This is a genomic window from Thermoanaerobacterales bacterium, assembly GCA_030019475.1.
In the GTDB taxonomy this organism is placed as follows: domain Bacteria; phylum Bacillota; class Desulfotomaculia; order Desulfotomaculales; family JASEER01; genus JASEER01.
The window spans coordinates 1-14246 of the sequence record JASEER010000047.1; the positions used below are offsets into that span (position 1 = coordinate 1).

Here is a 14246-nt window from a genome sequence, read left to right on the forward strand (position 1 = left end):
CTGGTGTATCCGGATGGAAGGATGATCAGGCTGCCGGAAATGAGCAAGAGGGATGTGGCCCACCGCATACTGGATGCGGTGGCGGAGTTGCGGCGGGAAGGTGTGCCAGGTGGACAGCCCGGCCTTCGCTAAGGTCATCGTTGACCTGCCCTTGATAAGGGTTGACCGGGTTTACGACTACCGGATACCTGAACCTTTGCGGGGAAGGGTCCGGCCCGGGGTCAAGGTCCTGGTCCCCTTCGGGCGCCGGCAGCTTGCGGGCTACGTGATCGGGGTGGCGGCATCAGCGGCTGTCGTGCCGGTAAAGGATATCCTGGATGTCCTTGATGAGCAGCCGGCCTTTACCGCGGAACTCTATGACCTGGCCTGTTGGGTGGCACGGCGCTACCTGTGCACGGTCAGTGAGGCCCTGCGGGCCGTCGCGGCCCCGGGGCGGAACGCCGTTCCTCTGTTCCGCGACGAGGTATACCCCAACCCTTCCGAGGACGTGGACCTGGGGGACCTGCGCCGGCAATCCCCGAAACAGGCCCGGGTTCTGGAACTGGCGGCTTCCCACCCCGGCCTGACCAGGGCGGAACTGGCGGCGCGGGCCGAGGTCTCGCCCGGAGTGGTCAACCGCCTGATGCAGAAGGGTTTGCTTTCCATTACGCGGCGGGTGGTGGAGCGGGATCCCTACTTGACGCCCGAGCCCTGCGACCCGCCTCGCCTGACGGGCGCGCAGGAGGCGGCGCTGGAGCCCATCGCGGGCGCTTTGCGCCGCTGCCGGAAAGAGGTCTTCCTTCTGCACGGCGTTACGGGCAGCGGGAAAACCGAGGTTTACCTGCGGGCGGTGGGCGAGTGCCTGGATCAGGGCCGCCAGGCCCTGGTCCTGGTGCCGGAAATCTCGCTGACCGGTCAAATGGTGGAACGCTTCAAGGGCCGTTTCGGGCGGCGGGTGGCCGTGATGCACTCGCGGCTGGGTACGGGCGAACGCCACGACGAGTGGCGGCGCGCCTTTCGGGGGGAAGCGCCGGTCGTGCTGGGCGCCCGCTCGGCCATACTCGCTCCCCTTACGGGGCTCGGGCTGATTGTTATCGACGAGGAACACGAACCCTCCTACAAGCAGGATGAGGATCCCAAGTACCATGCCCGCGACGTGGCTCTCCGCCGGGCGCAAACCCACGGGGCGGTGGTCGTGCTTGGTTCGGCCACGCCGTCCCTGAGGGCCTACGCCCAGGCGGTAAAGGGAGAGAACTGCCGGCTGTTGAAGCTTCCCCGGCGCATCGACGACCGGCCGATGCCGTCCGTCTCCGTTGTCGACCTGCGTGAGGAATACAGGTCCGGAAACCGGACCGTCTTCAGCCGGTTCCTGGTGGATAAAATAAGGGAGAGGCTTGCCCGGCGGGAGCAAGTCATCCTTTTCCTTAACCGGCGGGGGTATGCGACGGTCATCCTCTGCCGGGAGTGCGGACACGCGTTCAAATGCCCGCATTGCGCCATTACCTTGACTTATCACCGTGACGGGTTCCTGCGCTGTCACTATTGCGGTTACCAGGTCCGGCTGCCCGGCCGCTGCCCGGCCTGCGCCGGGGAGTTCCTGGGGCACTTCGGCACCGGCACCCAGCGTGTCGAGGAGAACGCGCGGCGGCTTTTCCCGGAGGCGAGGGTGCTGCGCATGGACAGCGACACAATGACCCGCAAGCAGGCCCACGAACGCCTCATAAAGGCCTTTCGTGACAGAGAGGCCGACATTCTGGTCGGGACCCAGATGGTGGCCAAAGGCTTGGACCTGCCCGGGGTAACCCTGGTGGGCGTGGTTAACGCCGACACCAGCCTTCTGCTGCCCGATTACCGGGCCGCGGAGCGTACGTTTCAGCTTCTGGCGCAGGTGGCCGGGCGGGCGGGGAGAGGCGGGGAGCCCGGGGAGGTGGTTCTGCAGACCTACTCTCCGGACCATTACAGCATCCGCGCCGCGGCGCAGCACGCCTATGAGCGGTTTTTCATCGAGGAGATGGGCTTGCGCCGGCAGCTTGGTTACCCGCCCTTCACCTGCCTGGCGAGGGTCCTGTTCAGCAGCCGGGACGAGGGGGAGGCAAGGGCCGCGGCCGAACGGTTCGCCGGCCTTGTGCGGGATCCCGCCCTTACGGCGATGGGGCCGTCGGCGGCGCCCCTGGCCAGGATCAAGGACCAGTACCGCTGGCACCTGGTCTGCAAGGCGGCCGGCCGCATGGACCTGGCACGGGTCTTGCAGGAAGCGGCGGAGACGTTCGCGAATTCATACCGGCGGCGGGTGCACGTAAGCATTGACCTGGACCCGCAGATGATACTGTGAACCTTTGACCGGGAGGCAGGTAACCTTGGCCGTCTGTCAGATCGTAAAGTACCCCAACGACGTGCTGCGTGAGAAGGCACGGCCGGTGAAAGCGGTGACCCTGCAGGTTAAGAGGTTGCTGAACAACATGTTCGACACCATGCGCGCCGCGGGGGGCGTCGGCCTGGCCGCACCGCAGATTGGGGTCTCGAAGCGGCTGATCGTGATAGAAATGAACGACGAGCGGCTGGCCCTGGTCAACCCGGAGATCACCGCCTTCGCCGGCCGGGATGCGGGGACTGAGGGCTGCCTCTCTATCCCGGGGGTCTGGGGCGAGGTGGAACGTGCCGCCCAGGTCGAGGTTCGCGGCCTGGACCAGGACGGCCGGGCTGTCACCGTGCGCGCCGAGGGTTACCTGGCGCGCGCGTTGCAGCACGAAATCGATCATCTGGACGGCATCCTGTTTATCGACCGCGCGACAAAGATAGGCCGGGACAAGGCCATTTAAGATCCTGAAATTAACACTCCTTCGGAGTACGTAATTAGCGGCCTAATTTCATGTACTTAAAGGTGAAAGCACATTGCGCGTTGTCTTTATGGGGACCCCTGAATTCGCCGTGGCCAGCCTGCGGGCCTTGCTTGAGGCGGGGCTTGACGTCGTGGGCGTGGTCACCCAGCCCGACCGGGCCAAGGGACGCGGCAAGCGTCTGACCTCACCGCCGGTAAAGGTGTTTGCGCAGGAAAAAGGACTGCGCGTTCTGCAACCGAAAAGCCTGAAAGACCCGGCAGCGGTTGAACTCATCCGCGGCCTCGTCCCCGAGGTTATCGCCGTGGTCGCCTACGGGAAGATCCTGCCCCCCGCCGTCCTGGCCATTCCCCCCCTGGGCTGCATTAACGTTCATGCCTCCCTGCTGCCGAAGTACCGCGGCTCAGCTCCCATCCACCGGGCCGTCATGGCCGGGGAACCGGAAACGGGGGTGACGACGATGTTCATGGACGAGGGGCTGGACACCGGGGATATGCTTTTGCAGGTCCACGTACCCATCGGCCCCGATGACAATGTGGGCGCCATTCACGACCGCCTGGCCGAAGAAGGGGCGCGGCTGCTCGTCCGGACCCTGGCGCGTCTGGCCGACGGGTACGCGTTTCGTATTCCGCAGGACCACAGCCGGGCGACTTACGCTCCGCCTATCTCGCCGGAGGACGAGGTCGTCGACTGGCGCCGTCCGGCGCGTGAGATTCATAACCAGGTCCGGGGCCTGGATCCGAGGCCCGGAGCCCGGACCACCTGGGACGGACGCGTCCTGAAAGTATGGCGCACGGCGGTCCTGGAGAGCGGTCCCGGAGAGGGGGCCCCCGGACTGGTGGCCGCTCACGGTCCTTCACAGGACCTTGTCGTCGCCGCGGGCGATGGATGGCTCATCCTGCGCGAACTGCAGCTGGCGGGCGGGCGGCGGGTGGACGGCCGCTCGTTCCTCCGCGGCCACCCGGAGATTGTCGGCAGCACCCTTGGGGTGCATGGCGACCGAAGCGAGTAAATTCCGCGAACAAGATGAGCTGATTTCGGCCTCGAAGAGGCCTAATTACTATACACTGAGAGGGCTGTAGTGTTGGAACCTGTGAAACCCGAAGCCATAGGCGCCAGAGAGATCGCGCTGCACGTACTCAAGGCGGTCGAGGCCGACGGCGCGTACGCCAACCTCGCCCTGAACCGGGCGCTCGAGGAACACCAGCCGTCCAAGCTGGACCGCGGCTTTGCCACCGAATTGGCCTACGGCACCGTGCGCACCCTCAATACCCTCGATTGGATCATTTCCCGCTTTCTACAAAAGCCCCTGGCCGCACAGAACATTTGGGTCCGTAATATTCTTCGCCAGGGGGCCTACCAGCTGTTTTATATGGACCGTGTCCCGCCGCCGGCGGCCTGCAATGAAGCGGTGGAGCTGGCCAAGAAATACGCCTCGCCGGGGACCGCCGGATTTGTCAACGGCGTCCTGCGAAACATTATCCGGCACCGGGAGGAGATTGTGTTCCCTTCCCTGGAGGAGGATCCGGTAGGACATATTTCCCTAAAATACTCGCATCCCACCTGGATTGTCGAGCGCTGGCTGGATGAGTTCGGGATAGAGGGTACCATCGCCCTTTGCCGGGCGAACAACATCACGCCCCCGAACACGGTCCGGACCAATACCCTCCGCATTACCCGTGAGGCCCTTGCCGAGCGTCTGGAGGCCGAGGGACTGCAGGTGCAAAAGACCCGGTTTGCCCCCGAAGGGCTGGAGATAAAGGGGTTCTACTCCCTCCATGCCCTGCCTTCTTTCCAGGAAGGGCTTTTTCAGGTCCAGGACGAAAGCTCGATGCTGGTCGCCCATGCCGTAAACCCTGTTCCTCGCAGCCGGGCCCTGGACGTCTGCAGCGCCCCCGGGGGGAAAACCACCCACCTCGCGCAGTTGATGCGGGATGAAGGTACGGTTATGGCCCTTGACGTCCACCCGCATAAACTGGAGCTGATCCGGCAGAACTGCCGACGGTTAGGCGTCACGAGTGTGCAGGCCGTCCTGAAGGATGCCCGGGACATCCCGGGTGCTTTCACCGAATGGGCGGACTACGTCCTGGTAGACGCACCCTGCTCGGGTTTGGGCGTTCTGCGGCGCAGGCCGGATGCCCGCTGGCGGAAAGAGCCGGCGCAGATGGCGGCTCTGGTCAGGCTGCAGGATGCCGTTCTGCAGGCCGCGGCGCGCTGCGTACGCCCCGGCGGCGTTTTGGTATATAGTACCTGTTCCATTACGCACGAGGAAAACCTGGGGCAGGTGCAGAATTTCTTAGGTCGGCACCCCGATTTCGTCCTGGAGGACCTGGGCCCTTTCCTGCCGGGAGGGTTGGCGGAACCGGCCTTGCTGGCACGCGGGCACGTCACCATGTACCCGCACGTGCAAGGGACCGACGGGTTCTTTATCGCCCGCATGCGGCGGCGGAAGGTCTAGGTGTTTATCCAGTGCCAGCCGATCTCAAGAGTATGACCCTGGCGGGGATTGAAGAGTTGGTCGGCTCCTGGGGCTGGCCGCGTTACCGTGCACGGCAGCTGGCGGTCTGGCTCTGGCAGAAGGGCGCACTGTCCTTCCAGGAAATGACCGACCTGCCGCTGGCCGCACGGCAAATGCTGAATGAACGGGCGGTGATTACACGCCTCGAGTTGTTGGAGCGCCTGGCGGCGCCCGACGGGGAGACGGTGAAGTTCCTCTTCGGCCTGGCCGACGGCCAGGGGGTGGAAACCGTCCTCCTGCGACACGACTACGGGCGTTCGGTTTGTCTCTCAACGCAGGTAGGCTGCCGTATGGGATGCGCCTTCTGCGCCTCGACCCTCGGGGGGCGGGTGAGAGACCTCACGGCGGGCGAGATTTACGACCAGGTCCTGGCGGTGCGGCGGTGTGAGGGTGAACAGGCCACACACATCGTGCTGATGGGGATCGGGGAACCGCTGGACAACCTGGCGGCAGTGCTTGTGTTCCTGGAGAATGTGAGCGCCCCGTACGGATTGGGCATCAGCCCGCGGCGCATCACCCTTTCGACCTGCGGGCTTGTACCGCGCATCCGTGACCTCGCGTCATACCGCCTTGGTTTGACTCTGGCCGTGTCCCTGCACGCCCCGAATAATGAATTGCGGGACCGGCTGGTGCCGATAAACCGGTGGTATCCCCTGGAGGAGCTGATTCCGGCCTGCCGGGACTATGCCCGGGCCACAGGACGCCGGGTGACGTTTGAATACGCGCTGATCAAGGGGGTCAACGACAGTGACGGGCATGCCCTCCAACTGGGTGCCCTTCTGAAGGGAATCCTCGGGCACGTAAACCTGATCCCGGTAAACGATGTTCCGGAAAGGGGTTTCACGGCGCCGGGCGCCGAACGGGTAAACGCTTTTCGCCGTATCCTTGAACGGCAGGGTATGGCGGTCACCGTGCGGCGGGAGATGGGGGCGGCGATAGGCGCCGCCTGCGGTCAGTTGCGCCGGCGCCGCGGGCCGGGAAGGGGTGAAGAACCGGCGTGAAGGGGATCATGTGGGGTGCGGTGACCGAGACCGGCCTGGTACGGACGAAGAACGAGGACTATCTCCGTGTCAACCCCGCGATAAGGCTCTTCGCGGTGGCCGACGGCATGGGCGGGCACCGGGCGGGTGAAATCGCCAGCCGGCTGGCGCTGCAGGTGCTGGAAAAGGAGCTATTGGAGAGGATCGGCAGGGGCGAAGACGTGGCGGCCTCTTTCGCCGGAGCGGTGCAGGAGGCCAACAGCCGGGTCTGGGCCGAGGCACAGGCCAACCCCGACTGCCAGGGGATGGGTACGACCCTCTCCGCCTGCCTGCTACAGGGGGGGCGGGTGTTCCTGGCCCACGTCGGCGATTCCCGTATATACCGTGTTCGCAACGGGATCATCGAACAACTAACCGAAGATCATTCCCTTGTGCATGAATTGGCCAAACAGGGGCGGCTGGAGGATGATAACGCCCAGGCCTCCCCGCTCCGCAATGTCCTGACCCGCGCCCTGGGGACCGAGGAAAGCCTTTCGGTGGATCTGCAGACCCGCTCTCTGCGGATGGGTGACCGCTTGGTCCTCTGCACCGATGGTTTAACCAACCTTGTTACGAACGACGAGATCCTGGAAACGGTCGGCGCGACGGCAGACCCTTCCACGGCGGCGCGGCAGCTGGCCGAAAAGGCTATCGCCCGGGGCGGCACGGATAATATTACGCTGATTGTCGTGGTGATCGAGGAATGATCGGGAAGATCCTCGGCGGGCGTTACGAAATAGTGGAACAACTGGGAGGCGGCGGGACGGCCGTCGTTTATAAGGGGCAAGACCGTGTCCTGCAGCGTCCGGTGACCGTGAAGGTCCTCCGGCCCGAGTTCTCGGCCGACGAGGAGTTCGTGGCCCGCTTCCATCGCGAAGCCCAGGCGGTGGCCAGCCTCTCCCATCCGAACATCGTCAACGTGTATGACGTCGGGCGGGAGGGTGATACCCATTACCTGGTGATGGAGTATGTCGACGGGGAGGACCTGAAGACCATCATCCGGCGCGAAGGCTGCCTTACGCCTCCGCGGGCGGCGGCCATCGTCCTCCAGGTCTGTGAGGCCCTGACCCACGCGCACCAGCACCACATCATCCACCGGGACGTTAAACCGCACAACATCCTGATCACGAAAAACGGCCTGGCCAAACTGGCCGACTTCGGGATCGCCCGCGAGGCCGGCGGCTCGACCCTGGTCAACTCCAACGCCCTGGTGGGCTCGGTGCACTATATTTCCCCCGAGCAGGCGCGGGGGGACGCCGCCGACGAGGAGTCCGACATTTACTCCCTGGGGATCGTTCTGTATGAAATGCTGGCGGGGTCCGTCCCTTTCACGGGGGCCAACCCCGTAGCCGTGGCTCTGAAGCATATCCAGGAACCGCCTCCTTCCCTTCGGCAGCGAAACGCCATGGTAACTCAGGAACTGGAGCGGATTGTCTTCAGGGCCATCGCCAAAAAGCCGGCCGAACGGTATGCGACGGCGCGTGACTTCGCGGCCGACCTTAAGAAGGCGATCCCCGAGGGAGTGGCGATAGCCGATTCGGCGACGATGGTTTTCGAGCCGGTGATAAACAAGCGGCGGCACGTCAGCCCCAGGGTCTGGCTGGCGGCGGCGGCCGTCCTGATACTGGCACTCGCGGGAGCGATCCTGGCTTTTAGCAGTTGGGTCGACGTTCCGGAGGTCGAGGTCCCGAACGTGATCGGACGGACGGCAGGGGAGGCGCGGCAGGCCCTCGAGTCCCGTCACCTCCGGGTTGATATCTCAGAGGCCTTTGATCCGGCGGTCCCCAAAGGCCGGGTAATCAGCCAGGATGTGAGCCCTCATACCAAGGTCAAGCAGGGACGGACCATCTTTTTGACGGTCAGCAAGGGTCCGGAACTTGTTCGCCTGCCCGACGTGACCGGCCGCCCCCTGGGTGACGCCCAATTGCTGCTGGGCAATGCGGGGTTCCAGGTCGCCGTCGGCGAGGATGTCCATGACGAACTGGTCCCGGTGGGATCGGTGGTACGCCAGGATCCGGAGGGGAACACCGACCGGCCCCGGGGGAGTAAAGTCACCCTGTACGTGAGTAAGGGACCTAAAGAGGCTTACACTGCGATGCCCAACCTGGTCGGCCTCGATATCAGCACCGCCCGGCAGCGGATCGGTGCGGCCGGACTGGTGCTGGCGGGGGATCTGAAGACGGTTTCAAGCAATGAATACCTGTCGGGGACGGTTGTTGCGCAGGACCCGGCGGCCGGGAACCAGGTGAGGGGGGGCGCCGAGGTGCGCCTGACGGTCAGCGCCGGCCCCGGTCCCACCGCAAAGCGGCAGTCGGTGCGGGTATTGCTCCCGCGGGATGGGCGGACGCATGAATTGAGAATTACCGTGGAGGACGCCGGCGGCATACGGGACGCTTACGTGGGAACCCACGCCGGCGGCGAAAAGGTGGTTAGGACTGTGGAATACTACGGGCAGGCAACCATCCGCGTGCTGGTAGACGGAAAGCCGGTAGAGGAGTCGGTGGTCCAATAGGGGGGCCGATGATTACGGGGACGGTTCTCAAGGCCTACGGCGGGTATTACTACGTCCAGGCCGGGGACACGATTTACACCTGCAGGCTCCGGGGGCGGGTCAAGGCCCGGGGACCGGTCCTCCCCGGGGACCGGGTGGAGATGGATGTTCTGCCGGACGGGAACGGGCTGATTGCCCGCGTCGCGCCCCGCAGCTCGGAGTTGGTTCGTCCATCAGTCGCCAATGTGGATCAGGTAGCCGTTGTCGCCTCGTTTCACGAACCGGAACCCGTGTCACAACTCGTCAATCGCCTGCTCTTGCAGGCTGAGGCCCGGAACCTGGGGGCCCTTGTGGTCGTGAACAAGACCGACCTGGCCGGACCCGGGGAGCGGGACGCTCCCTGGATTGAAGGTTTGCGCCTGGCAGGCTACCCCGTCCTGCTGACAAGCACGGTTACGGGGGAGGGCCTGACCGGACTCAAGGCGGCCCTTGCCGGCCGCCTGTCGGTGCTTGCCGGGCCTTCGGGCGTGGGGAAGTCCAGTATCCTGAGGCATTTGCTGTCCGAACCGGACGCCGCCCGGGTCAAGACCGGTGAAGTGAGCCGCAAGCTGGGAGGGGGGCGCCACACGACCCGCCACGCCGAGATTTTTCCCCTGCCCTCCGGCGGTTGGGTAGTGGATGCGCCCGGTTTTTCCCGCCTGTACCTGCCCCGCCTGTCGCGCGAGGAGCTGGCAAGCTGCTTTCCCGAAATGCGACCGTTTATCGGACATTGCCGCTTTAACGGCTGCCTGCACGACCAGGAGCCGGACTGCGCCGTTAAGGACGGGGTGCGTAACGGTTTCATTGCCGCCCAGCGTTATGAAGATTACCTCGCCTTCCTCCGTGAAGTCGCCGAAAGCGAAAGGGGATTTCCAAAATGATCAAACTGGCGCCATCCATCCTTTCCGCGGACTTCGCCCGGCTCGGGGCGGACGTGCAACTGGTCGAGGAGGCCGGGGCGGAGTACCTGCATATTGACGTTATGGACGGCCATTTCGTACCCAACCTGACGATCGGGCCGGCCGTGGTGGCCGCTTTGCGGCCGGCCAGCCGGCTGGTCTTCGACGTGCACCTGATGATCGAGAACCCCGAGGTCTACATCCCGGCCTTTGCCGAGGCCGGTGCCGATCTTATTACGGTTCATGCCGAGGCCACCCGTCACCTGGACCGGGCCCTGCGCCTGATCCGGGACGGATACGGGCGCAGGGCGGGTGTCGCCCTCAATCCGGCCACGCCCCTGGCCATGGTCGACCATGTCCTGCCCCTCTTGGACCAGGTCTTACTGATGACCGTCAACCCCGGGTTTGGGGGACAATCGTTTATCCCGGAGGTGTTGCCGAAGATCGCCGCGTTGCGGGAGATGCTGGCCACACGGGGACTTATGCCGGATATTGAGGTAGACGGGGGTATCGACCCGCGCACGGCGCCGCCGGCCGTGAGGGCGGGGGCGAACGTGCTCGTGGCCGGGTCGGCCGTCTTCCGTTCCCCGGCCGGACCGGCGGAGGCGATCCGTGCATTGCGAACTGCGGCCGGCCAATCGTGATTTTTTTAACAAAATGCATTGACCCTCGGTAAAGGGCTATGTATAATGATGTACTTGAAAGATGATAAATTTGCTCTTGGCAAAGAACTTTAAGGAGGGCTTCCCGGGGTGAAGGCGCTAAGGATTCCGGAGGCGACGATTCAAAGGCTTTCCATTTATTCGCGGTTCCTTGAACGGCTGGAGAAAAAGGGGATTATCACAGTCTCCTCCGGAGAAATCGCCAAAGGGGTGGGGGTCAGTCCCGCGCAGGTACGGAAGGATCTGGCCTATTTCGGCGAGTTCGGTACGCGCGGGGTCGGCTATAACGTCAAGGATCTCATCCACTATATCCTGAAGATCCTTGGATTGACCAAACCCTGGCCGGTCGTCCTGGTCGGTGCGGGCAACCTGGGAACGGCCCTTTGCACGTATCGCGGGTTTAAAGACCGGGGGTTCAATATCATCGGCGTTTTCGACAACGACCTCACGAAGATCGGTAAGCGCATTCAGGAATTGGAGGTCCTGCCCCTGGAACGTTTGCCGGAGGTCACCGCCAACCACGATATCCGGCTGGGGATCATCGCCGTGCCGGAAACGGCGGTGCAGGAGGTCGCGGACGCCCTGGTCAAGGCCGGTATTCAGGCGCTTCTGACCTTCGGGCCGGTCGTCCTCGATCTTCCGGAGGATGTCATCGTCCGTAATGTCGACCTGGCGGTGAAACTGGAAATCCTGACCTTCAATCTGACCTTCCGCGAGATGCATGCCGCTCTCTAAGGGCCTCGAAATCAGAACAGTTAATATAGTTAATAGAAAAGTAATATGTCTAAGGATGAAAACCGGGCGAATCCCGGTTTTCACTTTGTTACAGGGAAGACATTCCCGCGGGGCCGACGCGATGCGGGTGTCCGGTTGCCTCGGGGGGTTTTGCGCGGTCGTGTCCCTTCCAGTGGAGTCCGGTTTACGGTTTCAAAAATTGTCAGAAAGTACCCGGGAGCCGCATGAGGGCTGTATTGACATTGATTTTTTCGCCATGCTATAGTGAATGCGATGGCGTAGCGGACGGAACAAGCCCCCTTGTGCTTCTTGTTACAAAGCTGACGGAGGGAGGGCGAGAACACTCACCAGATAACTGATTAACCTTCAGACAAGCAGATTTGAAGGGGGGTCTTGAGGTTTAGTATGAAAAAAATCAGCAGACGGGATTTCCTGAAGTCCCTCGGAATCGGCGCTGCGGGTCTATCGCTGTTTGGCGGGGCCGACGGAGCGTACGCGGCGGCTTACCCGCCCAAGGACGTTAATTTCCCCGGCCCGTTCAAGCTGAAGTTCGCGAAGGAGACCGCCACCATCTGCCCGTACTGCGGCTGTGGGTGCGGGATCATCGTACACACCCAGGAAGATAAGGTGGTCATCAATGTCCAGGGCGACCCCGACCACCCAATCAATGAGGGCTCCCTGTGTCCAAAGGGCATGTCCATTTCGGACCTGACCTATATTACAGATGAGAACAGACAGCGCGTAGTCAATCCGCAGCGCGTTACGAAAGTCCTTTACCGGGCTCCCGGTAGTGACCGCTGGGAAGAGAAGGAATGGGAGTGGGCCGTCGCGGAGATCGCCAAAAGGGTAAAGAAAACCCGCGATGAGAACTGGGAATCCACCCAGAAGGTCAAAGTCAAAGACGCGGACGGCAACGAGCAGGAGGTCGAGGTCCCGGTCAACCGGACCCAGGCCATCGCTCACCTGGGAAGCGCCTCCCTGGACAATGAGGAGAACTACCTGCTCCACAAGATGTACCGCGCCCTCGGCGTCATTAACATCGACCACCACGCCCGCCTCTGACACTCGACCACTGTGGCCGGTCTGGCCAACAGTTTCGGTCGGGGCGTGATGACCAACCACTTTGTGGATTATAAGAATACCGATGTCTTTCTGATTATGGGCGCCAACCCGGCGGAAAACCATCCTATGGCCTTCCGCTGGATCACGCGGGCAAAGGAAGATCGAGGCGCGAAGATCATCGTCGTGGACCCGCGTTTCACCAAGAGCGCGGCCATGGCCGATATTTACGCCCCCATCCGGCCCGGCACCGACATCGCCTTCCTGAACGGCCTGATGAACTATGCCATCCAGAACAACCTGTATTTCCATGACTATGTCGTAAACTACACCAACGCGTCCTACCTGATCGATCCGTCCTTTAAGCTGCCCGGTGACAACGACGGCGTCTTTTCGGGCTTCAAGGCGAAAGAAGGAGACAAACCGGCCTCCTACGACAATAAGAGTTGGCAGTACCAGAAGGACGGGGAAGAGATCAAGAAGGACCCGACCCTCCAGGATCCGAACTGTGTCTTCCAGCTCCTGAAGAAGCATCTGTCCCGTTATGACGTAAAGACGGTATGCAACATCACGGGATGCCCCGAGGATAAGTTCATCGAGGTCGCCAAGGCATACTGCGGCACGGGCCGGCCGGACAAGGCAGGGAACTACATCTACGCCATGGGGATCACGCAGCACAGCTACGGCGCCCAGAACGTGCGCGCGACGGCTATGTTGCAACTGCTGCTCGGGAACATCGGGATCGCCGGCGGCGGGGTCAACGCCCAGCGCGGCGAGTCGAACGTCCAGGGCTCGACCGACATGGCGATGCTCTACCATTACATCCCCGGCTACTTGAACTGCCCGAGCGCCCCGCTGCACCCGAACCTGAAGGCGTATAACGAAAAGGAGACTCCGAAGACCGGGTACTGGTCGAACAAGCCGAAGTTCCTGGTCTCCATGCTGAAGGCCTGGTACGGCGACAGCGCCACGGCGGGGAACGACTTCTGCTACGACTGGCTGCCCAAGCTGGACGGCAAGGACCACTCCCACATGGCCATCTTCGCCGACATGTCCCTCGGCCGCATCAAGGGCTTCTTCGCCTGGGGCCAGAACCCGGCGGTCGGCGGCCCGGGAGCGGCGGCGGCCAAGAAGGCCCTGGAACAGCTCGACTGGATGGTCGCCGTGGACATGGTCGAGACCGAGACGGCGGCCTTCTGGAAGCGGCCCGGCGCGGATCCGAAGAGCATCAAGACCGAGGTCTTCTTCCTCCCGGCCTGCGGCTCCTACGAGAAGGAAGGCACCATTACCAACAGCGGCCGCTGGGCGCAGTTCCGCTGGCAGGCCATCCCGCCGCTGGGCGACTCGAAGAGCGACCTCTGGATCTGCGACAAGCTCTTCCGGGCGATCCGCGCCGAGTACGCCAAGGGCGGGAAGTTCACCGACCCGATCCTGAAGATGACCTGGAACTACGAGGGCGGTCATGGAGACGAGCCGAACCTCGAGAAGATCATGCTCGAGATCAACGGCTATACCGTGGCCGACGGCAAGGCGCTGGCGAGCTTCGCCGGTCTCAAGGACGACGGCTCGACGGCCTGCGGCATCTGGATCTACGGCGGTTACTTCGCCGAGGACAAGGACCTCAAGGTGCCGAACTGCAAGCGCCGCGACCGGAGCGACAAGAGCGGCCTGGGACTCTACCCGAAGTGGTCCTTCGCCTGGCCGGTGAACCGGCGCATCGTGTACAACCGCGCCTCCTGCGACCCGGCGGGCAAGCCGTGGGATCCGAAGCGCGCCCTTGTGCAGTGGGACGGTAGGAAGTGGATCACCAACGACGTGCCGGACTTCGGCGCCGCCGACCCGCAGACGAAGGAGCCGATACCGCCCGACAAGAGCGGCAAGACCCCGTTCATCATGCAGCCGGAGGGCGTCAGCCGCCTCTTTGCCAACGGCCTGAAGGACGGCCCCTTCCCCGAGCACTACGAGCCGGTGGAGAGCCCGGTCAAGAACCTGCTCTCCAAGCAGCAGA

Annotated in this window: 11 protein-coding genes; all 11 read left to right on the forward strand. The window is 63.3% G+C overall.

What is annotated here, in order from left to right:
- Positions 1-109: 109 nt before the first annotated feature.
- A complete protein-coding gene (gene priA, locus QMC81_10420) occupies positions 110-2311 on the forward strand; it encodes a primosomal protein N' (protein ID MDI6907879.1) in 2202 nt (733 codons plus the stop codon).
- A 25-nt stretch (positions 2312-2336) separates the two neighbouring features.
- On the forward strand, positions 2337-2798 hold the full coding sequence (def, locus tag QMC81_10425) for a peptide deformylase (GenBank protein MDI6907880.1): 462 nt from the start codon (positions 2337-2339) through the stop codon (positions 2796-2798).
- Positions 2799-2871: 73 nt separating this feature from the next.
- Complete coding sequence (fmt, locus tag QMC81_10430; GenBank protein ID MDI6907881.1) at positions 2872-3828, forward strand: methionyl-tRNA formyltransferase; 957 nt, start codon at positions 2872-2874, stop codon at positions 3826-3828.
- 81 nt (positions 3829-3909) lie between these two features.
- A complete protein-coding gene (rsmB, locus tag QMC81_10435; protein ID MDI6907882.1) occupies positions 3910-5274 on the forward strand; it encodes a 16S rRNA (cytosine(967)-C(5))-methyltransferase RsmB in 1365 nt (454 codons plus the stop codon).
- A gap of 11 nt (positions 5275-5285) precedes the next feature.
- On the forward strand, positions 5286-6335 hold the full coding sequence (gene rlmN, locus QMC81_10440; protein MDI6907883.1) for a 23S rRNA (adenine(2503)-C(2))-methyltransferase RlmN: 1050 nt from the start codon (positions 5286-5288) through the stop codon (positions 6333-6335).
- The gene (locus tag QMC81_10445; protein ID MDI6907884.1) at positions 6332-7060 is read left to right on the forward strand and encodes a Stp1/IreP family PP2C-type Ser/Thr phosphatase; all 729 of its coding nucleotides are present in this window, start codon (positions 6332-6334) and stop codon (positions 7058-7060) included. Before rlmN ends, QMC81_10445 begins: the two co-directional genes overlap by 4 nt.
- Positions 7057-8865 (forward strand): PASTA domain-containing protein, encoded by a 1809-nt coding sequence (locus tag QMC81_10450; GenBank protein MDI6907885.1) that lies wholly within the window; start codon positions 7057-7059, stop codon positions 8863-8865. Before QMC81_10445 ends, QMC81_10450 begins: the two co-directional genes overlap by 4 nt.
- Before the next feature lie 8 nt (positions 8866-8873).
- Positions 8874-9764 carry a ribosome small subunit-dependent GTPase A gene (rsgA, locus tag QMC81_10455; GenBank protein MDI6907886.1) on the forward strand — a complete coding sequence of 297 codons (891 nt, stop codon included), beginning with the start codon at positions 8874-8876 and terminating at the stop codon, positions 9762-9764.
- On the forward strand, positions 9764-10426 hold the full coding sequence (gene rpe, locus QMC81_10460) for a ribulose-phosphate 3-epimerase (GenBank protein MDI6907887.1): 663 nt from the start codon (positions 9764-9766) through the stop codon (positions 10424-10426). The genes rsgA and rpe overlap by 1 nt, the downstream gene beginning before the upstream one ends.
- Before the next feature lie 108 nt (positions 10427-10534).
- The gene (locus QMC81_10465) at positions 10535-11179 is read left to right on the forward strand and encodes a redox-sensing transcriptional repressor Rex (protein MDI6907888.1); all 645 of its coding nucleotides are present in this window, start codon (positions 10535-10537) and stop codon (positions 11177-11179) included.
- Between the two features lie 405 nt (positions 11180-11584).
- The coding region (gene fdnG / locus QMC81_10470; GenBank protein ID MDI6907889.1) for a formate dehydrogenase-N subunit alpha at positions 11585-14246 on the forward strand (2662 nt) is incomplete at its 3' end.

Coding starts and splice junctions, on each gene's coding strand:
- QMC81_10450 (MDI6907885.1), top strand. CDS start 7,057: ATGATCGGGAAGATCCTCGGCGGGCGTTACGAAATAGTGGAACAACTG.
- rsgA (MDI6907886.1), top strand. CDS start 8,874: ATGATTACGGGGACGGTTCTCAAGGCCTACGGCGGGTATTACTACGTC.